The organism is Herbivorax alkaliphila, assembly GCF_030848475.1.
GTDB lineage: Bacteria > Bacillota > Clostridia > Acetivibrionales > Acetivibrionaceae > Herbivorax.
Genome location: NZ_JAVDDS010000044.1, coordinates 1 through 25,397, shown reverse-complemented (window position 1 = coordinate 25,397; position 25,397 = coordinate 1). Strand labels below are relative to the sequence as shown.

Genomic DNA, 25,397 nt, shown 5'->3' with positions numbered 1-25,397 from the left:
TACTTTCTTTATATTAATTATAACATTTTAAATAATTAATATAAAGAAAGTAAAAAGATTTTAATTAGGAATATTTTACACCGATTAAATCTAATCCTGACGGGAAAAATATGATTGAATCTGAATAAGGGGAGGATTAATTTGAAGGTTAGAGATAAAATGACTAAAAGTGTTGCATATGTTGAACCAGCAAAAAACATTGTGGAAGCGGCACAACTAATGCAAGAACACAATGTTGGTTCTGTCCCTGTATGTGACCAAACTGGTATTGTAGGAATAGTTACTGACAGGGATATAGTTGTAAGAAACGTAGCACATGGGAAAACACCCCAAGACACAAAGATACAGGATGTAATGACATCACAGGTTATGACGGTAACGCCGGATATGGATATTGATGATGTAACAAAGATGATGGCTCATGAACAGATAAGAAGAGTACCTGTTATTGAAAACAATCAGGTGGTTGGTATAGTTTCATTAGGTGATGTTGCATCAGATATCAGATTTGATATGGAAGCATCTGAGGCTTTAAGTGAAATTTCAAAACCATCAAAGCCTTTTAAAATGTAAAATTATCCGCAATTTCTTCTAAACAAAGTATTGTAACTTTATTTAAGGGAGAATATAAAGGAGGCAATAAAAGTGAGTAGACGAGGGAAAATAATGTCTGAACAGCTAAAAACAGAAATAGCAAAAGAACTTGGAGTCTACAACACAGTTGCATCTGAGGGATGGGGATCAGTATCTTCTAGAGACTGCGGAAATATAGTAAAAAAGGCAATAGAGATGGCAGAAAAAAATCTAATTCAAAAGTAAAGTATAGCTAAAAAGCTAGGAGTCGGCGACATGCCGGCTCTTAGCTTTTTAAAATCCCTAAGTTTATCATAAAAAGTTTTACATACAGTATTTTTGGACTTTAACCTTAATAAACTTCAAATCACATTAAGGTTTGTTTCAATTCTATTACAATTTCTTTACACTTAAAATCTATATGTTGACTCTCGAAAAACCCGATGATATAATTAGTTTGAATTCAAGATAGGTTATGTGCGCCAGTCTTGAACAAAAAGCAATATAGGCCAGATTAGGTTAGGACACAAAGGGAGAAGGCGCAATCTGGCTTCATATCTAAAGCCTACTTCCCAAAAAAAAACTTACAAGGAGGATTTGAGAGTATGAGAAATCTCAAAAAACTAATGGCATTACTAGTTGCAGTCGCAATGATATCAACACTTATGGTGCCTGCATTTGCTGATTCTTCATTCACGTATGAAGGTGAAGCAGAAGATATGTATGATTTAGGTTTATTTATGGGTGAAGACCCAGATGAGTATGTTCCAAATTTAGGAGCAATGCTTAACAGACAAACAGGTGCGGTTATGCTTCTAAGAATTTTTGCAGAAGAAGAAGAAGCACTTGAAATGTCAGATGAAGATGCTGATGCTAAACTTGCACAGTTTGAAGACGGTGATGACGTTGCAGACTGGGCTAGAAAGCAAGTTGCATATGCTACTGACAAAGGATATATACAAGGATATCCAGATGGAACATTTGCTCCACAAGCTGCTCTTAACGGAAAAGCTTATTGTTCATTGGTACTTCAGTTGCTAGGATATGATGGAGAGTTTGATTATCATACAGCAGCATCAAGTTTAAGCCAAGCTGGTGGATTAACATCTGCTGAAGCTAGTCAGTTTAACACTGATGATGGTATCAACAGAGACTCATTAGTAGGTATTTCCTACGGATCATTAAGTGCTACTTTTAATGATTCAGACGAAACTCTAATTCAAAGATTAGTTCGTTTGGAAAAAGTTGACGAGAATATGGCTAAAGACAAAGGTCTTGTTGATGCTATAATCGTTGAAGTTGCAGAATTAGAAGATGTACTTGTTACAATAGGTGAAAATGCAGATATGCCTTCAACTGTTGAAGTAACTTATGATGACGATGAAACTGGTGAAGTTTCAGTAACATGGCCATCAGTTGACACAACAGAAGCTGGCGAGCAAGAAATTGAAGGTACAATCTCAGGAACAAGTTTAACAGCAACAGTTAAAGTTGTTGTACAACCTGATGAACTTCAAATAACAAGTGTAATAGCTGACAACTTAAAAGAAGTATTTGTTGAATTCAGTGCTCCACTTGACGAAGACACTGTGAATGATGATAACATCGAAATTGATGGTGTTGATGAAGAACTTTCATTTGAAGTACAAGATGGAAGAACAGTTGTTATAAATGTTGGTGATGCTAGTGAGAGCTTGGATAATCAAGGAGACTATACTCTTATAGTTGAAAATGTTGAAGATACTACAGGACTGGCTATTGAAGACACTGAAATAGACTTTACGGTAATTGATTCTACACGTCCAACTATCGAATCAGTAGAATTTACTGGTCCTAGAACTTTAGAAATAGAGTTTAGTGAGCCAGTAGCGGGTGAAGATGGAGAGACTGACGATGGAACAGTTGACGTAAGTGCTGGAAGATCTTCAGAAAGAACAAGAGAATATAGAGGTTTTGGTACAAGAAATATAACTGTTGAATTTAGAAGAGACTTAGAAGATGGAACAATTTATGAAATAGAAATTAGTGAATTTGAAGACTATGCTGACTGGAGAGTTGTTGCAGAAACTTTTGAAATTGAGTTCTTAGTAGACGACGAACCTCCAGTAGCTGAAATCACTGAGGTTGATCAACTTTATGTTGTTGTTGAATTCAATAAGGATGTAACAGGACTTCATAAAGATTTATTCTATCACACATTCCCTTCATATCAAGCTTTGGGAATATACGGTGATTCAGAAATGAGTGATGGTGTTACTGAAGATGATTCAATTGACAAGGTATGGGTTGAGTTTGCTGATGGAGACGATGAAGGTAATCCACTACCTGAAGGAGATGTACAGGTAGGTATCAGAGGATCGAATGAAGATTACGAAATTACAGACAACTGGGGAAATGAATTCCAAGACGATGTAATCACTGTAAATGTAACTGTTGACAGAGAAGCTCCTGAAGTTGAAAGTATTGAATTAGACGATGAGGAAACACTTATAGTTAAATTCTCAAAGAATGTTTACTTTGATGAAGACAACATTGAAGTAGTTGATGAAGATGGTGATGAATTTGATGACGTTGATATAAATGTTGTTGAAGATTCACCAGCAAAAGAATTCACAGTAGAACTTGGAACTAAACTTTCAGGTGAAACAATAAAAGTAAAAATCACAGATGTAGAAGACACAAGTCTTTATACAAATGTATTAGATTCTTACGAAGACACTTTTGAAGTAGAAGATATGACTGACCCAGAAGTAGATGAAGTTAGAAGTAATCCAGATGAAAATTTATTATATGTTTTCTTTAGTGAAGACGTAGATGATACAGCTGAGGACAGAGATAATTATGCTATCTTTGATAATGGTGCTTTTAACTGGATTGAAAATGATCCTGAGTTCTTCATAGACTACAATGTTGTCAAGATTGAACTAGAAGATGACGAGTGGGATATACTGTTTGATGGAGATGGAGATCAAAGATCTAATACTGGTTTATTTGTTCAAAGAGTTCATGATTTAGCTGGTAATTCAATGAATGCAGTTACTGAGTACAACATAAATGATTACGAAACAGTTGTACCAGAGGTAACAGAAGTAAGAGCAATATCATCCTTTGAACTAATTGTAGTAATAAACGATGAAATTGAGTACTTTGATTCAGGGGTATTTACTTTAGATGGTTTAGACCCTGATGGTGACCCTGTAACAGTAGGAGTTGATGGGGCAGAGTTTGAATCAGATGAAGGTAGTGCCGAAACAGAACTTCTTCTTGAATTTGATGAGGATGAAATAGTAATTCCAGCAAATGCAGAAGGATTAACACTAAATATAGATATAGACACAGATGCAGACGAAGTAATTGAAAATGTATTTGGTGTGAGTGTTGTTAGTAGCACTGAAACAGGTTTCACAGATGAAATAGCTCCTTCAATATTAACTGATGAAGATGATGACGATGTTCTTCAAATATCAGCACAAAATGGTTCAACTGATATCGTAATTGAATTTGACGAAGATATTGATGGTGCATCACTATCAAGAAGAACTTTCGAAGTTAGAGATTATGATGTGGCATCTGTGACAGCTGACGGTAGTACAGTAACTATAACTCTAACAGAAGAAATTGATGATGAAGAAATCAGATTAACTCAAAAAGATCCAGTAGAAGATTTAGCTAGAAATGAGTTCAAGCTTGACTCAGCAGTTGATGTTGACGTAGATGGAGACGACAACGGAGATGACAATGGAGATAACGGAGACGATAACGGAGACGACAATGGAGACAATGGAGACAATGGAGACAACGGAGACAATGGAGACAACGGAGACAATGGAGACAATGGAGACAACGGAGACAATGGAGACAATGGAGACAATGGAGACAATGGAGACAACGGAGACAACGGAGAATAATTAAAAAAACCCCCTCGGGATTTAATCCCGGGGGTTTTTTTAAGACAAGTGAGACAGCAGGACAGGGGGACGGTTCTCTTGTCTTGGTTTTAACCAAGACAGGGAATCGTTCCTTTTTGTATCTAACAACAATACAAGAGGCAGGTTTTTATATCCTAATTTAAATTAAGATATAAAAACCTGCCTCTTGCCTTTCTAACTTCCAAACCCTAAATCGCACATTTTGTAAATTTTTTCATTTCACATGAACTCAAATTGAAATTAGGGTCTTGACTTACAACCTTATTAAACCTAGATAAAACCTTGTCTAATCTCTGGCTGTAGTGAAGAACATCTTTGTCTAATAAGTCATAATTTTTTTGCTCTATAAGCTGATTTAACCTAAGATGCATCTTTGTAATAAGAACGTACATTAATTCATTAGACATGACTTGCAGCCCCCTTTTAAGAGTTTTTTTAAGAAAGCTACTTACAGAAAATAGAGTTACTATAATTTGGACATCCACCTTTTACTATTATACCACAAAATAGACTAATTTCAAATACATTTATGACAAAAAACATACATATAGAATATTATGGTGCTATTGTTGTAAAATATCTGTTCTTTTTTTTAATATAAATGTTATAATTGAAAATAGAGAGTAATGTTTAAAATAAAAATAAAAAAGGGTGGTTTTTGTGGACGAGAAAATTCTTATTGTAGATGATGAAAAAAATATAGTTGATATTTTAAAGTTTAACTTAACCAAGGAGGGATTCTCAACAATGGAAGCCTATAATGGAGAAGAAGCTGTTGAGAAAGCTCTAAACGAAAATCCAGATTTGATACTGTTAGACATAATGCTGCCCAAAATAGATGGGTTTACAGTTTGTCGCAAGCTGAGAGAAACTATATCAACTCCAATTATTATGATAACTGCTAAAGAAGAGGAAGTGGACAAGGTTCTTGGGCTTGAATTGGGAGCTGACGATTATATAACCAAGCCATTTAGTACAAGAGAGTTAATGGCTAGAGTAAAGGCAAATTTGAGAAGAATTGCTTCAAATGATACAGCAAAGACCCAAGAGACATTAAAGTTTGGAGATTTAGAAATTAATGTAGATCGTTATGAGGTAAAAAGGGATAATCAGGTAATAGAACTTACGCTTAGAGAATTTGAATTGGTTAAATTTTTGGCATTACAACAGGGACAGATTTTTTCAAGAGAGAATCTTCTTGAAAAAGTATGGGGATATGAGTATTATGGAGATGTAAGAACAGTGGACGTAACTGTTAGAAGAGTTAGAGAAAAAATAGAAAAAAATTCAAGTACACCAACGTATATTATGACTAAAAGAGGTGTGGGATACTACTTTAATAAGCAGGACAACTAGTTTTTAAAAACTAGGATAAGTGCAAAAGGACATCAGGTGGATTAAATCCGCCTGATGTAAAAAAGAAACCTTGATATATTCTAGTAAAAGCTGAAATATAAATAGTAAGAATGATTTTAGATAAACAACTAATTTTTTTGTGTGAGGAGTATTATGAGATTAAGACGTCTGAGATTTTTTAGAAGTCTTCAATGGAGACTTGTCATTATTTTTATACTGATAGCATTTGTTCTTATGGCTACAGCAGCAGTGTCATTAAATCTTTTTATAGAATCTTTTTATTATGGCACATTTAAACAGGGTATAGAAGGAGGATTTGAAAGAGGGTTTTTAAACCCTGGTGAGGATCCTACAGATGAAGAAATACAGAGAATAATTGACCACTACTCTGATAAAACTAATGCTATGCTGGACTTTTATTTAAATGACCATAAAACATATACTATACTTGATGGAAGGACAAATGAAGTTCTTTACACAGATGAAAAACTACTTTCTCAAGACCCGTATAGTTTGAGCATGGAAATACAAAAGTCAAAAAATTATTTAACTGCTTTAGCGGGTGAAATAGGGGATAGGAGCTCTCTTATTGAAAGTGCAAATAGAGAGTATTTTGATTATGCCAAACCAATAGAAAATACCAACTTAATTTTCTATTTTAGATATGATAGGGAAGAGTGGGCAGGTCTGATAGAAGAGTTTAATAAAATAATACAACTTAGTTTTATAATTGCTATTATTTTATCAATACTTTTTGGATATGTTCTTTCTAAGACCATAACAGTCCCTATAGTAAACCTTATGCACAAGGCAAGGAAAATTGCCTCAGGGGATTTTGGAAAGGTTTTAGAGGTTAAATCAAATGATGAGATAGGCAAGCTTACAAAAGCATTTAATTTTATGGCAAGAGAACTTAAAAAGAATTTAAATGAAGTTTCAAGAGAAAAAAATAAGGTTGAAACCATTTTAAACTATATGACAGATGGGATAATTGCATTTAACCTTAAAGGTGAGGTTATTCATATTAACCCTGTTTCAAAGATGATGCTTGGAATAAAAGAATGTAAAATGAACTTTAATGAATTTTCAAAAAAATATAATTTAGGTGTTTCAATTGAGGAGATATCCTATCTTGAAACCTATAAGACAAAAGAAGTAAATACTACTATAGGAGATAGATATGTAAAAGCATACTTTGCACTGTTTACAGATAAAGATAAAAAAACAGAAGGTATTATTGCAGTTTTTCATGATATAACAGAACAAGAGAAATTAGAAGAAATGAGACGTGAATTTGTTGCAAATGTATCCCATGAATTAAGAACTCCTTTAACATCAATTAAAAGCTATTCAGAGACATTAATAGAGGGGGCTTTAGAAGATAGGGAAACGGCAAAGAAGTTTTTAGGTGTTATTAATTCAGAGGCAGACAGAATGACCAGGTTAGTTAAAGATTTGTTACAGCTTTCAAGATTGGATAACAATCAAATGAAGTGGAACATTAAAAGGTTTTCTTTAGATGAATTGGTAAGAGAGTGTATGCAGAAACTGGAGATTTCAGCAAATGAAAAGAAGCAGATTTTAGAATGTTTTACAATAGGGGAAATACAGGATGTAAAGGCAGACAAGGATAGGATAGAGCAGGTTTTGTTAAACATACTGTCAAATGCAATAAAATATACACCTAAAGAGGGTAATATAAGTGTTTATGTTGAAAAGATGTACAGCAGTGTATATGTTAAAGTAAAGGATTCGGGAATAGGAATTCCTAAAGAGGATAGAGTCAGGATATTTGAGAGATTTTACAGAACAGATAAAGCTAGATCGAGAGAAATGGGAGGAACAGGGCTTGGTCTTGCAATAGCAAAAGAAATTATTGAAGCACATAATGGTGAGATTTCAGTTACAAGTGAGATTGGAAAGGGAACAGAAGTTACCATCAAGCTACCTGTTCACAGCGATGTTTGATGTAATTCAATTTTAAATGCCATGTAATTATACTGTAACAAAGTTATTGTATAATTATTTATATAGGTTAAAAAGTATTTTTAAAATTATATTACCTATGTTAAGAGGTGTAGATTATGTTAAAAAAATTAACAGGATTTTTCTTATTTGCAGTGCTGGTGATGGGTTTTTGCTTCAATACATATGCAAATGAAGGTACTGAGATACCTAAAGGTAACGTAGCAGAAGGCAGTTTAGATGAAGAATATTTTGAAGATAAAGAAAACGATTTGCTTAAAGACAATGAAACACAAGATACGGAACAATTTTTAGTGGCCATTACACGACCAGAAAGTGACGAGTCAACTTTTAGGCAGTCTTACATAGTTTGTGGAAATTCAGAGGCGGAAGGTATTACCGTTAAATTATTTATGTACAATGAGGAAAGTGACAGCTTTGAACCTTTTGAAAATATAGAAGGTGAAAGCTCATGGGAGATTGGGATTTCAGGTTTTTTTGTAAAGGAAATTGAACTTCCAAATGTGGGTGCTAACAAAATGAGAATAGTAGCTTTTAGGAAGGATAATGAGGAAGAAGAGCTGATACTTGGTGAAAACTTGCAGATTAATACTTTTACAGTTACGTTGCTTGATGATGAAGTAAAAGATTCAATGAGAAAGGGCTTTTTTAACATTAACCAAATGCTAATGAAAATATTTGGATCATAAAGGTCTGGGGTATTAAATGGACTTACTTAAAAATGAAAAAATTAAACAGTACATATTAGTGATTTTAGTAATAACAAGTATAATACAGGTAGGTGTCCTTTGGAATTATCAGAACGGGGGAATGCCTACTACTTTTTTATGGAATATTATAAATGCTAAAAATGATGATGTGACAATTGATATGGGTGATTTTTTCAAACCGTTCAGAATAATAGTTACAGAAGGATTTGAAAACCCTCACTGGGTAATAAATGAAGGTGATTCTTATTATGATAGATTATGGGAAGATACAAAATACTATTTAAAAAATATAATTTCAGACAATCAAATAATAAATAAAAGGGAATTTCCACAAAGCCAGTGGAAAGAAGTAATTGAGAAAAAATCAGTTATAATTGAATTTAAAAATAATATAAGTTCAGATTTAGTGGCAGCATTTCTTGGAACGAGTGTATCTTCCAACCTTAATCCAGAAGAAATTTACAAAGTGGCGATTTTGCCAGCACAAAACATAAATAACAATGCAGATGTATATATATATGATGGGGAAAAAGTCAATATGTATACCCTGAATTTTTACGAAGGTGGTCTTACAAGAGGGGAATATGATTTAATTATTGATCATTTATACATGGAAAAGAAAGAAAGTTTTGAAGTTGTAAATGAAATAATTAGGAGCAGCAGTAGGTCACCATTTGATTTTGAACCAGATGTTTTAATTGTAGCGACAGGAAGTAAATATAGAAATTTTTACAATATTATAAGCAGCATACCTCATGATATAGCAAATTTGAATCCTAAAAGCAGTATGGATATTGATTTAATTGCAGAGGATATTCTTGGGAATGAAAAGGATAGCTATATACAAAGTATGCATGTAGACAGCATGATAGTGTTTAAAAATTTTAGTAACAGGTACAATATTTATATAGACGGGCTGTTAGAATACAAATATCTATCTGTAATGGCAAAAAGAGAAAAAGGAAACGAAATAGAAGCGTTTAGAAAGGCTTTAGAATTTATAAAGAAAAGAGAAAATCTTATTTCAGAGGTGGATATTTATTTATCAGGAATGACTGATGAAGGTGATTACTATAAATTTCATTTTGATTATAAATTTAACAATATACCTGTAGTTATTAATCAGTATCCTGTTAAAAATTCTGATAGAAATCTTGATCATGCAATTACTATACGTGCAAATAGCAAAAGAGTCTTAAGTTGTGAGTGGGTATTGAGAGAATTTGAAACAGGAAACGAACTTATGGAATTAAATGTAAACTTTGGAGATTTATTAGATGATACATTTAAATTATATACTGAGTTAGTCAACAGCGATTTTTCTATAAGAGATAAAAATGTGTCTTATGAAGTTAAATACAGTTTAAATAAAGAAAGTCTTGTGCCGACTTGGGTAATTGAAACAATTGACGATAAACGTTATATTGTTCCTATGAGACAAAAAAAAAGAAGGTGATTAAGCTTTGGATTGGTCAAAAGCTAAAAGTATTTTAATAGTAATATTTATTAGTTTAAATCTTTTTCTTGGGGTTGTTTTAATAAGGGCAATAAGTGAAGAAGGCATATCTCAGGAAACAATTGATAATGTGAAAAAAGCTCTTTTAAATAGAGGGGTTGTTGTAAATTCTGAAATACCGTTATATAATAAAAAAACAGGGACATTGCCCTATAGAGACGAAAGCATTGACAAGCTGGGGATTTTTGAAAATTTTTTAGACATAGAAAAAGAAGTATTAAATAGGGATTATAAAGATAAAAACCAAATTGAAATAGAAGGAAAGAAAATAATATTTCAAAATAGTGATAAATTTATTTACAAAGACAAAAATTTGTCAGATAATATAAGTGTCAATAAAAATAGTGAGGAGGTATTTGATAATTTAAAGTTTTTGTTTGAAGGCACAGATATACCAGTAAGTGAATTTGAATTTGACAAAAAAGAAGATGAAAGTACTTATATGTTCAGGCAAAAATATAATGATTTTTGGATATTTGAAAACTATATTTCTGTACGCATGTCAAAAGAGGGTGTAGCGTACTTAGAATGCAGGTACAGAAAAACAGATGATATAATACAGGGAAATGAAATACTATCAGCTTATCAGGTTCTTATAAAAAACCATGAGAACATAAAAGATATTGAAATAATAGCTATTGATTTAGGTTTTAAAGAACATATAATAGAAGATGGCACTATGGAGTTGAATGACATACCGGTATGGCGTGTTAGGACTTCAAATAAAGAGGAAATGTTTTTTAGAGTTTATGATGGAGAAAAAGTAACTTCACAGAATTAGTTTTAGGAAAAAAGAAACAAGAACAAATAGGAAAATTTAGTATATATTTAGATAGTTGGGGGCGTTATAATTGGAAAAGTTGGTTTTAAAGGGAGGTATACCTTTAAGAGGTGAGGTAAGTATTAGTGGGGCTAAAAATTCTGCTGTTGCAGTGATTCCTGCAGCTATATTGGTAGATGGTCCGTGCAGTATTGAAAACATTCCGGATATTAATGATGTAAAAACATTAATTGGTATATTAAAAGAACTAGGCTCTAAAGTAAGCTATGGCGAAGAGGGAGCTATTTGTATAAATTCTCAATATGTGACATCTAATGTAGCTACATATGACATGATAAAAAGTCTCAGAGGTTCGTATTATTTATTAGGGGCTCTTTTGGGGCGGTTTAAAAAGGCTGAAGTGGCACTTCCAGGGGGGTGTGATTTTGGCTTTAGACCAATAGATCAACATATAAAAGGTTTTCAGGCACTTGGTGCAAATGTGGAAATTAACCATGGGATAGTTAAACTAGAAGCTTCAAAACTTGTGGGAACTCAGATATACATGGATGTTGTAAGTGTTGGTGCTACTGTAAATATTATGCTTGCAGCAATTAAGGCAGAAGGTACTACAACAATTGAGAATGCAGCAAAGGAGCCTCATGTTGTTGATGTAGCCAATTTCTTAAATGCAATGGGAGCAAATGTAAAGGGAGCAGGAACGGATGTTATAAAAATAAAGGGAGTTTCCAATCTTTCTGGTGGAGCAGTTCATTCTATAATACCGGATCAAATAGAAGCAGGTACCTTTATGATAGCAGCAGCTGCTACAAAAGGAGAAGTACTTGTCAAAAATATAATTCCAAAACACATGGAATCATTAAGTGCAAAGCTCATAGAAATGAATGTTGGGGTTGAAGAAGGGGGAGACTGGATAAGAATAAATGGTACTTCTAATATTCGAAAGGCAAACATAAAAACCCTTCCATATCCTGGCTTTCCAACTGATTTGCAACCACCTATTTGTGTAATGCTCTGCTTGGCAAAAGGTACAAGTACAATTTCTGAAGGGGTTTGGGAGTCTAGATTTCAATATGTTGATGAATTAAAGCGAATGGGTGCCTCAATAAGAGTTGAAGGAAGAATGGCAGTTGTAGAAGGTGTATCAAAGCTTTCTAGTGCACCTGTAGAAGCACTAGATTTAAGAGCTGGTGCGGCTATGGTTATTGCAGGGCTTGTTGCAGAAGGTGAGACAGAAGTGTATAATACATGTTATATAAGTAGAGGATATGAAAAATTAGAGCATAAACTTGAAGCTTTAGGAGCTAAGATAAAAAAAATTAAAGGATAAGTCAATAATAAACTTAATTTTAAAATTAGAAATTATTATACAGCTATTTTTAGGCAAAGAGATTAACTTTGAGAAGGCATTTTAAAATTTAGTCAGGAGATTACAAATGATAAAATTTTGTAGTTTATACAGTGGAAGTAGTGGGAATTCTATTTTTCTTTCTTCAGAAAGAACTAAATTATTAATTGATTGTGGTTTAAGTGGGAAAAAAATAATTGAGGCACTTTGTTCTATAGGAGAAAGCCCAACAGAATTAAGTGCTATTTTGGTGTCCCATGAACACGGTGACCATATCAAGGGAGCAGGAATTGTTTCTAGGAAATTTGATATTCCCATATATGCAAATGAAAATACATGGTGTATGATGGAAGGTTCTTTAGGTACTGTGAGAGATGAAAACAAAGTATTTTTTAATACAGGTAATGGATTTGATATAGGGGATTTTTTTGTGAACCCTTTTCCTATTCCTCATGATGCAGTTGAGCCAGTAGGATTTAACTTTTTTATAAACAATAAAAAGCTAACAACAGCAACAGATATAGGACATATGAATAAAGAATTATTAAGTTATATAAAGGGAAGCGATTTTTTATTGATTGAGTCAAATCACGATGTTGAAATGCTTAAAATGGGAAAATATCCATGGCATTTAAAAAAAAGAATAATGGGAGACAAGGGACATTTGTCCAACGAAATGGCAGGGAAAGTAGTGGCTTACTTAGCTGAGAATGGAACTAGGCGATTTCTTTTAGGTCATTTGAGCAAAGAAAATAATTTTCCCCAGTTAGCATACCAAACTGTAAGCAATATATTGCGTGAAAAAAGTATAGATATAAAGAGGGATATTATGCTTTCAGTTGCATTAAGGGGAGGAGCCAGCAAGGCAGTAGAAGTATAAGTGAAAATGGGGATAGTAGTTAATGAAAATCAATATAATTTCAGTGGGAAAGTTAAAAGAGAAGTATTTAAAGGAAGCTGTAGCTGAATACAGCAAAAGGCTTTCTAAGTTTTGTCAGTTAGATATAATAGAAGTAAATGATGAAAAAGCACCGGATAAATTAAGCATCGTAGAAGAAGAGCAGGTAAAAAAAAGAGAAGCTCAAAGGATTATGAAAAAAATAAAAGATAAAACTTTAATTATTGTTTTAGATATTAAAGGGAAAAAGATGGACTCTGAAAGTTTTGCAAATAAACTAAATTCATTTTTTATTTCAGGGAAATCAAACATCACATTTATAATAGGTGGTTCGTTGGGAATAGATGACGAAATAATTAACCTGTCGGACTTTCGGTTTTCTCTGTCAGATCTTACTTTTCCACATCAATTAACACGAGTTATACTTTTAGAGCAGATTTTTAGGGCATTTAAAATATTGTCTAATGAGACATACCATAAATAATTATATATGCAACACTATCAAGACATTAAAGAGAGTGGAGCTTGTTTATGCAAATATGTCTGTAACACTTTACCTTTTACATTTTAACTTTTTATGGTATAATGTTTTTCGTAAAAATATTAAAACTAAAAAGTGTGGTTAGATTAAGATTGGTATCGTCAATTAAAAAAATGGCGATCTTGTATATAAGAGAAAAATTAGGAGGAATTATTTTGAGTAAAAAAATTAAAATTGGTATTGTAGGATATGGAAATTTAGGAAGAGGTGTAGAAGCAGCAATTAAAAAAACACCGGACATTGAGTTGTTTGCAGTGTTTACAAGAAGAGATCCAGAGACTTTAAAGACAAATGATTCTAGTGTTAAAGTTATTCACGTTGATGATGCAGCAAAGTATACTGATGAAATTGATGTAATGATTCTTTGTGGAGGCTCTGCATCAGATTTACCTAAACAAGGATCTGAGTTTGTTAAAATGTTTAACACAGTGGATAGTTTTGACACTCATGCTAAGATTCCAGAATATTTTGAGGCAGTAGACTCTGTTGCAAAATCAAGTAAGAAGATAGGTATTATTTCTGTAGGATGGGATCCAGGACTTTTCTCTATGAATAGAATGTTGACTGAGGCAATATTGCCTGATGGTGTTGGATATACCTTTTGGGGCAAGGGAGTAAGCCAAGGACATTCTGATGCAATAAGGAGAGTTGAAGGTGTAAAGAACGGTGTTCAGTACACAATACCTAAAGATGAAGCACTTGAAAAGGTGAGAAAAGGATTAAAGCCTGAGCTTGGCAATAAGGACAAGCATTTAAGAGAGTGTTTTGTTGTTCCAGAAGATGGAGCAGACAAAGCAAAAATAGAAAATGAAATTAAGTCCATGCCAAATTACTTTTCTGATTATGAAACGGTGGTTAATTTTATTTCAGAGGAAGAGTTAAAGAAAAACCATTCAGCTATGCCTCATGGAGGTAAAGTTATACGCAGTGCTGTCACAGGAGAAGAGGGTAACAATCAAATTGTAGAGTTTTCTATAAAGCTTGACAGCAATCCTGAATTTACTGCCAGCGTATTAGTTGCATATGCAAGAGCAACGTATACGATGCATAAGGAAGGTCAGATTGGAGCAAAGACAGTATTTGATGTGCCTCTTTCATACCTTTCAACAGAATCTTCAGCACAACTCAGAAAAGAATTATTATAACAAAAAAAGAGACAAGGGGACGGTTCTCTTGTCTCTTTTTTTGTTTAAATAAATAAAATAAAGAAACTTTTTTTAATTTATCTATTGATTATTTATGGCAATTGATATACAATAAACTAGAATTTTGTTTAATTATAGAAAACTAACTTATTTCAAGGGGGATTTTTTTAAAAGTATAGGAATTTATATATTTTGAGGACGAGTGAAGCTATTGAAACAAGTGATACAGAGAGCATGCACTAGAAATTAACAAGTCAAAAAATGACTGTAAATTTCTAAGTAAAAAAAATATAATCCAAAAAATATGAATGACAAAGATAACATACTAAAACAGATATTATTTGCCAAGTAATAGACATGGATTAATATTTGTAGCTATGTCATTGAATGCAACAGCAAATTTATTTAGAAGAAATAATACTAAGTGATCATATTGAAGATTATTTTAGGCAAATACGAGCAGGAGCTCCCAAGAAGCTCCTAATTGGGAATATATACCTCAAAGTGATTATAGTGAAAGACCAGCGAGGAACTGTTTACCATTTAAAAGAATTCCTTATGTACCTCCACCACCAAGATAGTTTACTTGAGCAACCAAAATTAATTTTATAGAATTAAGAAACATTTTTATGATTAGAATGAAAACAATTTTTAATGGCATAGATAAAAACAGAGCAAATAAAGGATAAAATTCTAAGTATCAAACAAAACAAGAAAAAAGTTATCTTTTCTTGTTTTGTCTTGATATAGGGGGAATTAAAATATGTTAAATAAGATAATAAAATTATCTATAATAATCATTATATCTGGTGTAGTTTTTGCTATTTCTTCTATCCAAGGAGATTTTGCAATGATTACGAATTTTATATGGTTTTTAGTAACTGGCTTATCAATAATAGCATTGCCATATGTAATATACAAAGGACTTAAAAATAAAGTATGGTCAAATATAATAATAAATTTAATTTTAATAATTGTAATGGTGCTATCTCTTCTTATAAGTGATAGAATTAATGAAAATTTAAGAGAACTATCACGAAATGAAGGGGATAAAATTATTTCTGCTATTAACATATATCAAGACAAAGAAGGAAGTTTACCAGATACTTTAGATTGTTTAGTACCAAAGTATTTAAGTGAGATACCAACAAGTCAAATGTTTTTTACAGGGTCGCCATATGAATATGAAATATTAGAGGATGGCTATTATCAATTACGATTTTTGACATACAAAGGGGTTTTCAACAGTTATGGCATATATTATAGTGAATGTGATAGGTGGACAGTTTATGACTAAAGGAAAGAAGCTAAGGAGACGGTTTTAGATAGTAAATGTTGTTGATCCCAACGAACCAGTTCTAGGGTTTAATGATTATTACAGAATAAATGGAACTGTAACAAGATATGATAATTGGGCAGTTTTTGATTAAACATTTACATGGGTTGATAATACAGATTTTAAGCCTAATGTTGATACAAATTATGAACTTATAAAAGCAATTCAAAAAATTCCACTATCTCCGATGCTTGGTTCGTTGTCGCCTAAGGCAACACCGTATGTTGTTGAGATACAATGGGATTCAACTATAAAACATAATACTAATACAGGTGAATTTTTGGGCTGGTCTTTTAATTAGAAATAAAAATACATTTTATAACTTGAGGAGATAAAAGAGGTATATTATGATAAGTGGAAAAACTAAAAAAAATTATGTGTTTTTGTTAATTTTTTTGTTTTCTTGTGGTATGTTAAGTGATTTTGCAGGAATTTTTAAATTGGGATTAATTTGTATAAGCTTATTTACAATTCTAATAGCGATAAGTATAATTTTTGTTATAAAAAAGCACAAAAAGAATTTAAAAAATTCAATTCCAATTGTTTTAGTACTGCTGTTAACTGTAGTTTCTGTATTTACTATAAGGTCTATGATAATTGGATTTATGCATGTAAGTCCTATACACAAAGTCCTTATGCGCACTATTGATAATGCAGAAAAATATTTTAACGCATCACAAGATTTTGATCTAAAAGGGACTGTTAATGGAGAAAGAATAGGACAAGTTTTAATTAATGGCCCTAGTTTAGATGAGGAGGGAAAGCACTATATTGAGTTAAATATGTTAGCTAAAGAAATAACATTTGAAGGTGAAAATTATGAACCATACTTGTTAGGTGGAGGATTATTTAGTTCGGATGATTATAATAAAAAAATAGAATATGTTATTATCGACAATAGAATAGATGACTACTTTATAAAATATAGGTCAGATGATATATCAAAAAACGAAGATAATGACTATAGATTTTTTGTGGTGGTGGATAGTTCAGATTCGATAGAAAAAACAGAAGATAGAATTGAATTTGTTATGTCAACAGGTGGAATACCAAGGTTAGCTCCTGATGGAGAAACATTAGAAGGTGAAATAATAGTATTTAAAAACTAAAGACAAGGGGACGGTTCTCTTGTCTTGTTTTTTGTTTAGATACTGATACAATAAATAATGGGTGATAATTTATGCCAAGACATGAAAGAGTTCGAAGTAATAGTGGATATTATCATATTATGATTCGAGGAAATGAAAGAAGAGTCATATTTTGCAATGATGATGACAGGATATATTTTATGAAAATAATAAGAGATAAAAAACAAGATGATAGATTTTGTTTGCAGGCTTTTTGTCTCATGGATAATCAGTTCATTTAATGATGAGAGAAGGAAAAGAAGATATATCAAAAGCGATGAAACGCATTACAGTAAGTTAGGTTCATTATTTTAATAACAAGTATAAAAGAGCAGGTCACCTATTTCAGGGTAGATTTAAAAGTGAAGTTGTTGAAGAAGCATTAGCAAGATATATACATAACAATCCTGTAAAAGCAGGGATAGTATGGTTTTGATTCAACAGGATCAATAAATTTACCACAAGCAAGCGAAGGAATAGAGAGGAATACGTTTACAAGGCAATGATAGGAGTGGGCAAATGATAAAATTTGTACAAGTGGGATTAAAATGTATTATTATATTATTAGTATTAATAATTATAATTGAAAGAATTCCTATTAAAAAAGCTGTACACATAGAAGACATAGAAGAATTAAATAAAGAGAATGGAGAGGAAATAGTAATTTGTGTATTACCTCAGTCAACGGGACCAAGCTGGGGTATTGTTGGCGATGAAAATGGTTTGTTTACAGGAAGAAAAATAGAATTAATTATAATTGAAGGGAGTCGTCCAGATAAAAAATTAACAGAAATGATGCTTTTTCATTCTAATAATCATTTTGTTATAATCGGTGAAACTACAGGCGAAAAAGAATATGATTTTTCTGGTGAAAAGTATAAAGTTTTTAACGCAAAAGATTGGCATCTATTAAAACCTATTGATAGAGGAATGTCATTAAGAGTATTTTCTTCTAAGAATCATTTAAGCTTGTTTGACTATATTTTTCCTTGATGATTATTCTTGTTTTTAGAATTAAGAAACATTTTTATGATTAGAATGAAACAATTTTTAATGACATAGATAAAAACAGAGCAAATAAAGGATTAAAATTATGACAAGGCAAGAATACTGTTATCTTTTCTTGTTTTGTCTTGAAATAAGGGGATTTTAATATGTTAAATAAGATAATAAAATTATCTATAATAATCATTATATCTGGTGTAGTTTTTGCTATTTCTTCTATCCAAGGAGATTTTGCAATGATTACGAATTTTATATGGTTTTTAGTAACTGGCTTATCAATAATAGCATTGCCATATGTAATATACAAAGGACTTAAAAATAAAGTATGGTCAAATATAATAATAAATTTAGTTTTAATAATTGTAATGGTGCTATCTCTTCTTATAAGTGATAGAATTAATGAAAATTTAAGAGAACTATCACGAAATGAAGGGGATAAAATTATTTCTGCTATTAACATATATCAAGACAAAGAAGGAAGTTTACCAGATACTTTAGATTGTTTAGTACCAAAGTATTTAAGTGAGATACCAACAAGTCAAATGTTTTTTACAGGGTCGCCATATGAATATGAAATATTGGAGGATGATTATTACCAATTACGATTCTTGACATACAAAGGGGTTTTTAACAGTTGTAACATATATTATAGTGAATGTGACAGGTGGACAGTTTATGACTAAAGGAAAGAAGGCAAAGGGGAGGTTTCCAGCTGGGTCAATTAATTATCCTGTAGCCTCTGATAATGTAGAATGGGAAACATTTACTCCTGTAAATTAATTTATGTCTCACTCAGAAAAAGGAGGGAAATTATTGTGAAAAGTATAGTAAAGCTCATTATTAAGATTATCGCAATACTAATAATGGTAGTAATCTTATTTAATTATATTCCTATAAAGAATTCGCATAAATTAAATAACAACGATAAAATGACTCTTACAGAAGAGACTGAGGATATAATAGTAGTATGCAGATTTGAGCAAGTTACAGGTTCTCCTTGGATGGTAGAAGAGATTATAAGTCAAGATAAGACGATATTAGAGAAAAGTGAATTTATAATAATAGAAGGAGAGAATCCTAAAAAATATCTTAAAAACGGGTTGTTTATTCCTGGAAACAGCTTTGTATTCAAAGGGCAATTAGATGGAGAAAAACATTTAGATGGACTAGAGAATTATAAAGTTTTTGTTGCAAGCTCATGGGATATTATTTATCCTATTGACAGATATTCAATAAGATTATTGTTTGCACCTAAGGGCTATCTTACAATATATGATTATGAATGGCCTTTTTAAAGACAAGGAAAGACAAGGGGACGGTTCTCTTGTCTTGTTTTTTTGTTTAGATACTGATACAATAAATAATGGGTGATAATTTATGCCAAGACATGAAAGAGTTCGAAGTAATAGTGGATATTATCATATTATGATTCGAGGAAATGAAAGAAGAGTTATATTTTGCAATGATGATGACAGGATACGTTTTATGAAAATAATAAGAGATAAAAAACAAGATGATAGATTTTGTTTGCAGGCTTTTTGCCTCATGGGTAATCATGTTCATTTAATGATGAGAGAAGGAAAAGAAGATATATCAAAAGTGATGAAACGTATTACAGTAAGTTATGTTCATTATTTTAATAACAAGTATAAAAGAGCAGGTCACCTATTTCAAGGAAGATTTAAAAGTGAAGTTGTTGAAGAAGATAATTATGTTTTAGCATTAGCAAGATATATACATAACAATCCTGTAAAAGCAGGGATAGTAAAAAGAGCATCTGATTATAAGTGGAGCAGCTATAATACTTATATAGATGAAGAAAACAGTTATTCAGATATTATAGATAAGCATTTGCTTTTAGGAATTTTTTCAGAAAATAAAAATACTGCCATAATGGAATATAAAAAATTTATGAATCAGGAATCAAATGAAAGTTTTATTGACCTAGAAGAGTTGCAAGAAATCATGAGTGAGAAAGAAGCAAAAGAACTTTTTTTGAAGATGTTGCTTGAAAGAGGACTAAATGCTGAAACAAAAGGCAGTAAGGTACCGGATGATTTGTTGAAGGATTTTAGGGAAAAGACAGGGTTTTCTATTAGAAAGATATCAAGCATTACTGGGATAAATAAAGACACAGTGAATAGGGCATTAAAACATAAAAAATGAGACAAGAGAACCGTCCCCTTGTCTTATTTTTCGATTAGGTGTTTCCAATATCTTTTGGGTAGAAACTGTTTTTGAAGTTTAGGGTTAATCCTTTCTTTTATGCAGATGCTGTTGAAAAACTCTTTAAATAAACTTTCATAATCATCAGTTTTAGCAATTGGTTGATTGTAAATTTCTCTTGGAAGGTCTGTAATAACACAGCTAACTTTGTCATATACTGCTGCAATATTTCTTTTCACATCGTGTATTATCCAGTTTTGACTTGAAAGTCTTTTAGAAAAATGTGAAATCAAAAGTGCAGTTATATTGTGGTCAGGTTCATATGAGGCGTAGTATAAATCATCGTGAAGACTTTTAAATCTCAGTATTCCCAGCATTAGATGTCTTTCCCTTTGGACTGATTTGGCTGCTTTGTGCACAGGAAGAACTCTTTCATCTGTAAGATGGAAATCTATCTTTTTTCCTGCTTTAAAGCCGAATTTTAAATATTTAAATATATTTTGACTAATACCTTCAACTTCTGAAAGGTATGCATGATAAACATTTTTTAAGGCATTATAGGATATTTTTTTATGTATTGCTTCATATACCTTTGATGCTTTTGTATCCGACGTTTCAATTTTTATATTTGTTACAAACATCTGTATCTGCATATTTTTTTGCTCAGGAGAAATTAAAGGAGATTCTCTCCTGTAATATGCTTCATATATAGCTGTTAATAGGCCTTCAAAACTTCCGTCATAATAATAATTTATCATTATCTCTCACCTGTTATACTCATTAAATTATCACTTATTGTTGGAACTTTATCTATCATAGGGAAAAGCGAAATTTGTTCCCATTTAGGATTATTGTCATAAGTCTTAACATTGTCTGTAAGGGCGTACCTGATAAGGTTATCGTTTATGTCCAAGCCCCCATTATATTTTCCTTTACAGGTAATAAAAAATTTAGCTCGTTTTAAAACTATTTTCAGTTTTTTTAAATCATCATAACCTAATGAGGTTACTTTTCTAGCCCTTATAATTTTTTGGGCAGAACGAATTCCTATACCTAGAACACGAAGAAGTGTTTCATAGTCAGCTTTATTTACCTCGATAGGGAAAAGATGTATGTTGTTGAGAGCCCAGTTTGCTTTTGGATCAAGCTTGATATCAAAGTTTGGTGTTTTTTCATCTAAAAGATCTTCTGCATTAAATCCATAAAACCTTAAAAGCCAATCAGCCTGATAGAGTCTGTGTTCTCGTAATAATGGTGGGTTATTAATTGCAGGAAGATTTGAATTTGATGAATTAATCGGTACATATGCAGAATAATATACTCTTTTTAATTTATAGTGTTGATATAAATTTTCTGATAAACGTATAATACTTAAATCGTTTTCAGGGCTGGCTCCTACAATCATCTGTGTACTTTGACCAGCAGGTACAAAACTAGGAACTTTTTTTATAAGTTTTCTTTCTTCTTTTTTTTCGGTTATTTTTGATGTAATAAAGCCCATAGGTTTTAGTATTGATTCCTTTTCTTTTTCAGGTGCTAAAAGTTTGAGGCTGTTGTTAGAGGGAAGCTCTATATTCACACTCATTCTATCTACCATTCTTCCTGTTGCTTCAATAATTCCAAGGTCAGCACCAGGAATGGCTTTTATATGTATGTAACCGTTAAAAAGATATTTTTCCCTTAAAAGTCTAACAGATTCGTATAAAAGCTCCATAGTGTAATTTGGATTTTTAATAATGGAAGAACTTAAAAAAAGTCCTTCTATATAATTTCTTTTATAAAAGTTAATTGTAAGATTTGCAACTTCGCTTGGGGTAAAAGTGGCTCTTGGAACGTCATTTGATATTCTATTTACGCAGTAGGCACAGTCATAAGTGCAATAGTTTGTAAGGAGAATTTTTAAAAGGGAAATGCATCTTCCGTCATCAGCCCAGCTGTGGCAAATTCCGCAGGATGCGCCGTTACCGATTCCTCCTTTTATGTTTTTCCTAGAGCTTCCACTAGAAGAACATGATACATCATATTTTGCAGCATCAGATAAAATTTTAAGTTTTTTTTGAAGTTCCATAAAGCTACCCATCCTTAAACTTAATTTATAAGGAAATTATAGCATATCGAAAACAAAATATCAAACATATGTTCGATATTTTTCATATATCAAAAAGTGAGACAAGAGAACCGTCCCCCTGTCTCTATTGATTATTTGTTTATAAATTGATACAATATAAAGGGATTGAATTGTCATTTACTCGGTTACGGTTAAAGTTTTGGAGGGAGCATTGTTTTATGCCAATTAAAAATGCCCTGTGCAAATCGGCAAAGAGTCATTTAATTTATATGGCTCTAGGGGTGATATCTTTGATTTTATTGCTGAACCCTGTTGTTTTGCATGCAGGAATTAGTTTCTCTTTGGCTACAGTTACTATGTTGGTAATTGTTTGTATATATTCGTTAAAGAGAGTGATTTTAACAGCTATAATTGTATACGGCATTGCAGTGCTTTTTAGTCCAATGACGTTGCCGATAGCCCTAATTTATGCAATGGCAATTATATTTATTTCCCTAAAAAGAAGAAAAAGCCCTAACAAGTTTATTCACCACATGCTTCTTTTTTGGTTACTGGCTGGCGGACCATTGATGTTTCTTTTTTTTAGTATAACAAATGAAGTGATAGATCAGAGCACGGTTTTTTATGTATTAAAAGAAATTACTGTTGCATTAGTTAGTAGTTTGTTGGTTGATATTTTATTTACATACACATCATTAAAAAAAATAAGTAACAACAGTAAAGGTACATCTAATAGTTTAAGATTTAGCAGTATTATGATTCATACAACCCTTGCAGCTGTGACTATTCCTTATTTAATTTTTGTAATTCTGGTTGGGTATAACAATGTAAAAAATGTTACCGCTGTGACTGATAATGCACTTTCTTCTCAACTACAGATGGTAGAAAGCTATCTTGATAGTCTGACACCTCAAGAGCTTTTTGCATTAAAGGAGCATGGAGCTATACAGGAAATTTCATTAATGCGTGAATTAAATAATATTTCAGCAGAAAGTGGTAGTGAAATTGTTGTTTTAAATCAAAATGACATTGTACTTGGCTCTAATTCAGATATTTCAAAGGAGCAGCCTTTTATTTGGCGTTTGGGAGGAGCCGTTAGTGCTCAATCTGACCACTCATATTATTGGGTTCCCAATGGAGAATTTAGTACCCGTCTAGAAAGGTGGAAGTACGCATATATCATTAAAGAGAGGGAGCTTACAGATGTAAACTTAAAAACAGTTGTTATGACTCCGTTTACTCCAATTTTGTCTAATATTTTAAGTTCGTATACTTCCCAACTCTGGGTATATTTATTTTTTTGTTCAGGTATGGTTCTTATTACTTTAATGTTTAATCGTATATTTTTTAGGCAGTTGGCTAAGTTGGCTGATACAACAACAGGGATTCCTTCCCGCTTAGCTGATGGAAACAATATTGAATGGCAAAAAAGTAACATACTTGAAATTGATTCGTTAACAGATAATTTTAAAATTGTAGCAGATAATCTAAAAAAAATGTTTGTTCGTACTCATCGGCTGGCATATTACGATTTACTAACAGGTCTTCCAAATCGTGTTTCGATGCAGGATACGTTGGCAGATTACTTTAATGATGAATCCAAAAACAAAGCTTTTGCATTACTTTTTTTTGATTTGGATAGATTCAAGCAGGTAAATGACTCTTTAGGTCATGTTGTTGGAGATAGGTTATTACAGGAGATAGCTGAGCGTTTGACTAAATTACAAGCTGAAAATATAAAAGTTTTTCGTGTAAGTGGTGATGAGTTTGTTGTCATTGCAAGAAAAATAACAAAAAAGTCAGTAGAGGGTATAGCACAGAAAATTTTAAAGTTAATTAATCAGCCTGTATGTTTTGATCACCATGAACTGCACATAACATCAAGTATTGGAATTGCAATGTATCCTCAACACGGAGACAATGTGGAAACGCTTATGAAACTTGCAGATGCGTCTATGTATGTGGCCAAGGAGTGTGGCGGTAACACCTATGTATTTTACACAGAGTCTTTAAAGTGTAAATTATTTGAACAAATGTGGTTTGAAAATCAACTTCGAAAAGTATTAGATGCCAATCAGTTTGAGTTATATTTTCAGCCGATAGTTGATGGAATAACATCAGAAATAAAGGGAATGGAAGCACTGATTAGATGGAAACATTTAAAAAAAGGATTTATTTCCCCAGAACAGTTTATTCCGATAGCAGAACAGTCCGGTCTTATTATACCTATTGGACAGTGGGTTTTAAAAGAAGCCTGTCGTCAAAATAAAAAGTGGCAGGATGAAGGTTTTACTAAGGTTCGTGTTGCTGTAAACTTATCAGCTAGACAGTTTTATAATAAAAATATAGTAGAAGAAATTAAAATGATATTAGAGGAAACTGGGTTAGAGCCTCAATATTTAGAACTGGAAATTACAGAGGGTTTTATGATAAAAGATCCTGAATATGTAAGTAATATTCTAAATCATTTAAAAGAAATGGGGGTAACAATTTCTATTGATGATTTTGGAACAGGATATTCATCTCTTGGTCAACTAAAGTTTTTTCCAGTTAATGTGGTAAAAATTGATAAATCTTTTGTTAAAAATGTTGAAGTCGATTTAAATAATAAGTCTATTGTTAAATCAATAATTAATTTGGCTCATGGAATGAATTTGAAAGTAATCGCAGAGGGCATAGAAAAACAAGAAGAGGGAGACTTTTTAAGAAAATACAACTGTGATGAAATGCAAGGGTATTATTTTGCAAGACCTGTAAGTGGGCAAAAGTTTACTGAAATATGGAGAAAGTGGACAGGCGATTTATCAAAGACAGAAAGGCTGGGCTCTTGATATGAGAAAAGTTAGATGCACTATTTTAGTGCTTTTAATATTTTTAATGACTGCCTGTAGTTGTTCAGAAATAAAAAAAGA

23 protein-coding genes are annotated in these 25,397 nt (G+C 32.0%); 20 read left to right on the top strand and 3 right to left on the bottom strand.

The genetic code is table 11. From position 1 onward, the window contains the following. Positions 1–141 precede the first annotated feature (141 nt). The 3 genes from RBH29_RS13830 to RBH29_RS13820 all read left to right on the top strand — a co-directional run bounded on the left by RBH29_RS13830 (position 142) and on the right by RBH29_RS13820 (position 4,481). On the top strand, positions 142–573 hold the full coding sequence (locus tag RBH29_RS13830) for a CBS domain-containing protein (protein ID WP_306697516.1): 432 nt from the start codon (positions 142–144) through the stop codon (positions 571–573). 72 nt (positions 574–645) lie between these two features. Further along, positions 646–819, top strand: a complete 174-nt coding sequence (locus RBH29_RS13825; RefSeq protein ID WP_306697515.1) for an alpha/beta-type small acid-soluble spore protein — start codon at positions 646–648, stop codon at positions 817–819. 359 nt (positions 820–1,178) lie between these two features. Continuing rightward, positions 1,179–4,481: an Ig-like domain-containing protein gene (locus RBH29_RS13820; protein WP_306697514.1), complete on the top strand. Its 3,303-nt coding sequence runs from the start codon at positions 1,179–1,181 to the stop codon at positions 4,479–4,481. 209 nt (positions 4,482–4,690) lie between these two features. Here the strand turns inward: RBH29_RS13820 and RBH29_RS13815 are convergent, their stop codons facing one another. Further along, entirely contained in the window at positions 4,691–4,909 is a 219-nt protein-coding gene (locus RBH29_RS13815) for a Spo0E family sporulation regulatory protein-aspartic acid phosphatase (RefSeq protein WP_306697513.1), read from the bottom strand. Positions 4,910–5,162: 253 nt separating this feature from the next. Between RBH29_RS13815 and yycF the strand changes: the two genes are divergently transcribed. The 16 genes from yycF to RBH29_RS13735 all read left to right on the top strand — a co-directional run bounded on the left by yycF (position 5,163) and on the right by RBH29_RS13735 (position 20,417). Then, positions 5,163–5,858 (top strand): response regulator YycF, encoded by a 696-nt coding sequence (gene yycF, locus RBH29_RS13810; RefSeq protein ID WP_306697512.1) that lies wholly within the window; start codon positions 5,163–5,165, stop codon positions 5,856–5,858. Between the two features lie 153 nt (positions 5,859–6,011). Further along, positions 6,012–7,826: an ATP-binding protein gene (locus RBH29_RS13805; protein ID WP_306697511.1), complete on the top strand. Its 1,815-nt coding sequence runs from the start codon at positions 6,012–6,014 to the stop codon at positions 7,824–7,826. Between the two features lie 116 nt (positions 7,827–7,942). After that, on the top strand, positions 7,943–8,533 hold the full coding sequence (locus RBH29_RS13800) for a hypothetical protein (RefSeq protein ID WP_306697510.1): 591 nt from the start codon (positions 7,943–7,945) through the stop codon (positions 8,531–8,533). 16 nt (positions 8,534–8,549) lie between these two features. Continuing rightward, the gene (locus RBH29_RS13795; RefSeq protein WP_306697509.1) at positions 8,550–10,010 is read left to right on the top strand and encodes a hypothetical protein; all 1,461 of its coding nucleotides are present in this window, start codon (positions 8,550–8,552) and stop codon (positions 10,008–10,010) included. A 7-nt stretch (positions 10,011–10,017) separates the two neighbouring features. Then, positions 10,018–10,851: a two-component system regulatory protein YycI gene (gene yycI, locus RBH29_RS13790; RefSeq protein ID WP_306697508.1), complete on the top strand. Its 834-nt coding sequence runs from the start codon at positions 10,018–10,020 to the stop codon at positions 10,849–10,851. A 70-nt stretch (positions 10,852–10,921) separates the two neighbouring features. Then, positions 10,922–12,181 (top strand): UDP-N-acetylglucosamine 1-carboxyvinyltransferase, encoded by a 1,260-nt coding sequence (locus RBH29_RS13785; protein ID WP_306697507.1) that lies wholly within the window; start codon positions 10,922–10,924, stop codon positions 12,179–12,181. 106 nt (positions 12,182–12,287) lie between these two features. Then, positions 12,288–13,079 (top strand): MBL fold metallo-hydrolase, encoded by a 792-nt coding sequence (locus tag RBH29_RS13780; protein ID WP_306697506.1) that lies wholly within the window; start codon positions 12,288–12,290, stop codon positions 13,077–13,079. A gap of 22 nt (positions 13,080–13,101) precedes the next feature. Next, entirely contained in the window at positions 13,102–13,581 is a 480-nt protein-coding gene (gene rlmH / locus RBH29_RS13775; protein ID WP_306697505.1) for a 23S rRNA (pseudouridine(1915)-N(3))-methyltransferase RlmH, read from the top strand. Between the two features lie 212 nt (positions 13,582–13,793). Next, complete coding sequence (locus RBH29_RS13770; protein WP_306697504.1) at positions 13,794–14,783, top strand: diaminopimelate dehydrogenase; 990 nt, start codon at positions 13,794–13,796, stop codon at positions 14,781–14,783. A gap of 763 nt (positions 14,784–15,546) precedes the next feature. Next, a complete protein-coding gene (locus tag RBH29_RS13765; protein WP_306697503.1) occupies positions 15,547–16,080 on the top strand; it encodes a hypothetical protein in 534 nt (177 codons plus the stop codon). 386 nt (positions 16,081–16,466) lie between these two features. After that, the gene (locus RBH29_RS13760) at positions 16,467–17,228 is read left to right on the top strand and encodes a hypothetical protein (RefSeq protein WP_306697502.1); all 762 of its coding nucleotides are present in this window, start codon (positions 16,467–16,469) and stop codon (positions 17,226–17,228) included. A gap of 71 nt (positions 17,229–17,299) precedes the next feature. Next, positions 17,300–17,488, top strand: coding sequence for a hypothetical protein (locus tag RBH29_RS13755; protein WP_306697501.1), 189 nt, complete (start codon positions 17,300–17,302; stop codon positions 17,486–17,488). Between the two features lie 277 nt (positions 17,489–17,765). Continuing rightward, positions 17,766–18,239, top strand: a complete 474-nt coding sequence (locus RBH29_RS13750; RefSeq protein ID WP_306697500.1) for a hypothetical protein — start codon at positions 17,766–17,768, stop codon at positions 18,237–18,239. 161 nt (positions 18,240–18,400) lie between these two features. Then, positions 18,401–18,934: a hypothetical protein gene (locus tag RBH29_RS13745; protein WP_306697499.1), complete on the top strand. Its 534-nt coding sequence runs from the start codon at positions 18,401–18,403 to the stop codon at positions 18,932–18,934. Between the two features lie 132 nt (positions 18,935–19,066). Continuing rightward, positions 19,067–19,546, top strand: a complete 480-nt coding sequence (locus RBH29_RS13740; RefSeq protein ID WP_306697497.1) for a hypothetical protein — start codon at positions 19,067–19,069, stop codon at positions 19,544–19,546. Between the two features lie 82 nt (positions 19,547–19,628). Then, complete coding sequence (locus tag RBH29_RS13735) at positions 19,629–20,417, top strand: REP-associated tyrosine transposase (protein ID WP_306697496.1); 789 nt, start codon at positions 19,629–19,631, stop codon at positions 20,415–20,417. 23 nt (positions 20,418–20,440) lie between these two features. Here RBH29_RS13735 and RBH29_RS13730 read toward each other — a convergent pair whose 3' ends face one another. Next, a complete protein-coding gene (locus RBH29_RS13730; RefSeq protein ID WP_306697495.1) occupies positions 20,441–21,175 on the bottom strand; it encodes a TIGR03915 family putative DNA repair protein in 735 nt (244 codons plus the stop codon). Then, complete coding sequence (locus RBH29_RS13725; RefSeq protein ID WP_306697494.1) at positions 21,175–22,485, bottom strand: putative DNA modification/repair radical SAM protein; 1,311 nt, start codon at positions 22,483–22,485, stop codon at positions 21,175–21,177. The genes RBH29_RS13730 and RBH29_RS13725 overlap by 1 nt, the downstream gene beginning before the upstream one ends. Before the next feature lie 218 nt (positions 22,486–22,703). Between RBH29_RS13725 and RBH29_RS13720 the strand changes: the two genes are divergently transcribed. Continuing rightward, positions 22,704–25,316: a putative bifunctional diguanylate cyclase/phosphodiesterase gene (locus RBH29_RS13720; RefSeq protein ID WP_306697493.1), complete on the top strand. Its 2,613-nt coding sequence runs from the start codon at positions 22,704–22,706 to the stop codon at positions 25,314–25,316. Positions 25,317–25,397 lie beyond the last annotated feature (81 nt).

What these genes read in the sequence shown, in the direction of transcription:
- RBH29_RS13725 (WP_306697494.1), bottom strand. Translation starts at nt 22,485, where the DNA reads ATGGAACTTCAAAAAAAACTTAAAATTTTATCTGATGCTGCAAAATAT.
- RBH29_RS13815 (WP_306697513.1), bottom strand. Translation starts at nt 4,909, where the DNA reads ATGTCTAATGAATTAATGTACGTTCTTATTACAAAGATGCATCTTAGG.
- RBH29_RS13760 (WP_306697502.1), top strand. Translation starts at nt 16,467, where the DNA reads ATGATAAGTGGAAAAACTAAAAAAAATTATGTGTTTTTGTTAATTTTT.
- RBH29_RS13805 (WP_306697511.1), top strand. Translation starts at nt 6,012, where the DNA reads ATGAGATTAAGACGTCTGAGATTTTTTAGAAGTCTTCAATGGAGACTT.
- rlmH (WP_306697505.1), top strand. Translation starts at nt 13,102, where the DNA reads ATGAAAATCAATATAATTTCAGTGGGAAAGTTAAAAGAGAAGTATTTA.
- RBH29_RS13765 (WP_306697503.1), top strand. Translation starts at nt 15,547, where the DNA reads ATGTTAAATAAGATAATAAAATTATCTATAATAATCATTATATCTGGT.
- RBH29_RS13735 (WP_306697496.1), top strand. Translation starts at nt 19,629, where the DNA reads ATGCCAAGACATGAAAGAGTTCGAAGTAATAGTGGATATTATCATATT.
- RBH29_RS13750 (WP_306697500.1), top strand. Translation starts at nt 17,766, where the DNA reads ATGATAAAATTTGTACAAGTGGGATTAAAATGTATTATTATATTATTA.
- RBH29_RS13745 (WP_306697499.1), top strand. Translation starts at nt 18,401, where the DNA reads ATGTTAAATAAGATAATAAAATTATCTATAATAATCATTATATCTGGT.
- RBH29_RS13795 (WP_306697509.1), top strand. Translation starts at nt 8,550, where the DNA reads ATGGACTTACTTAAAAATGAAAAAATTAAACAGTACATATTAGTGATT.
- RBH29_RS13720 (WP_306697493.1), top strand. Translation starts at nt 22,704, where the DNA reads ATGCCAATTAAAAATGCCCTGTGCAAATCGGCAAAGAGTCATTTAATT.
- RBH29_RS13730 (WP_306697495.1), bottom strand. Translation starts at nt 21,175, where the DNA reads ATGATAAATTATTATTATGACGGAAGTTTTGAAGGCCTATTAACAGCT.
- RBH29_RS13800 (WP_306697510.1), top strand. Translation starts at nt 7,943, where the DNA reads ATGTTAAAAAAATTAACAGGATTTTTCTTATTTGCAGTGCTGGTGATG.
- RBH29_RS13820 (WP_306697514.1), top strand. Translation starts at nt 1,179, where the DNA reads ATGAGAAATCTCAAAAAACTAATGGCATTACTAGTTGCAGTCGCAATG.
- RBH29_RS13780 (WP_306697506.1), top strand. Translation starts at nt 12,288, where the DNA reads ATGATAAAATTTTGTAGTTTATACAGTGGAAGTAGTGGGAATTCTATT.
- RBH29_RS13755 (WP_306697501.1), top strand. Translation starts at nt 17,300, where the DNA reads ATGCCAAGACATGAAAGAGTTCGAAGTAATAGTGGATATTATCATATT.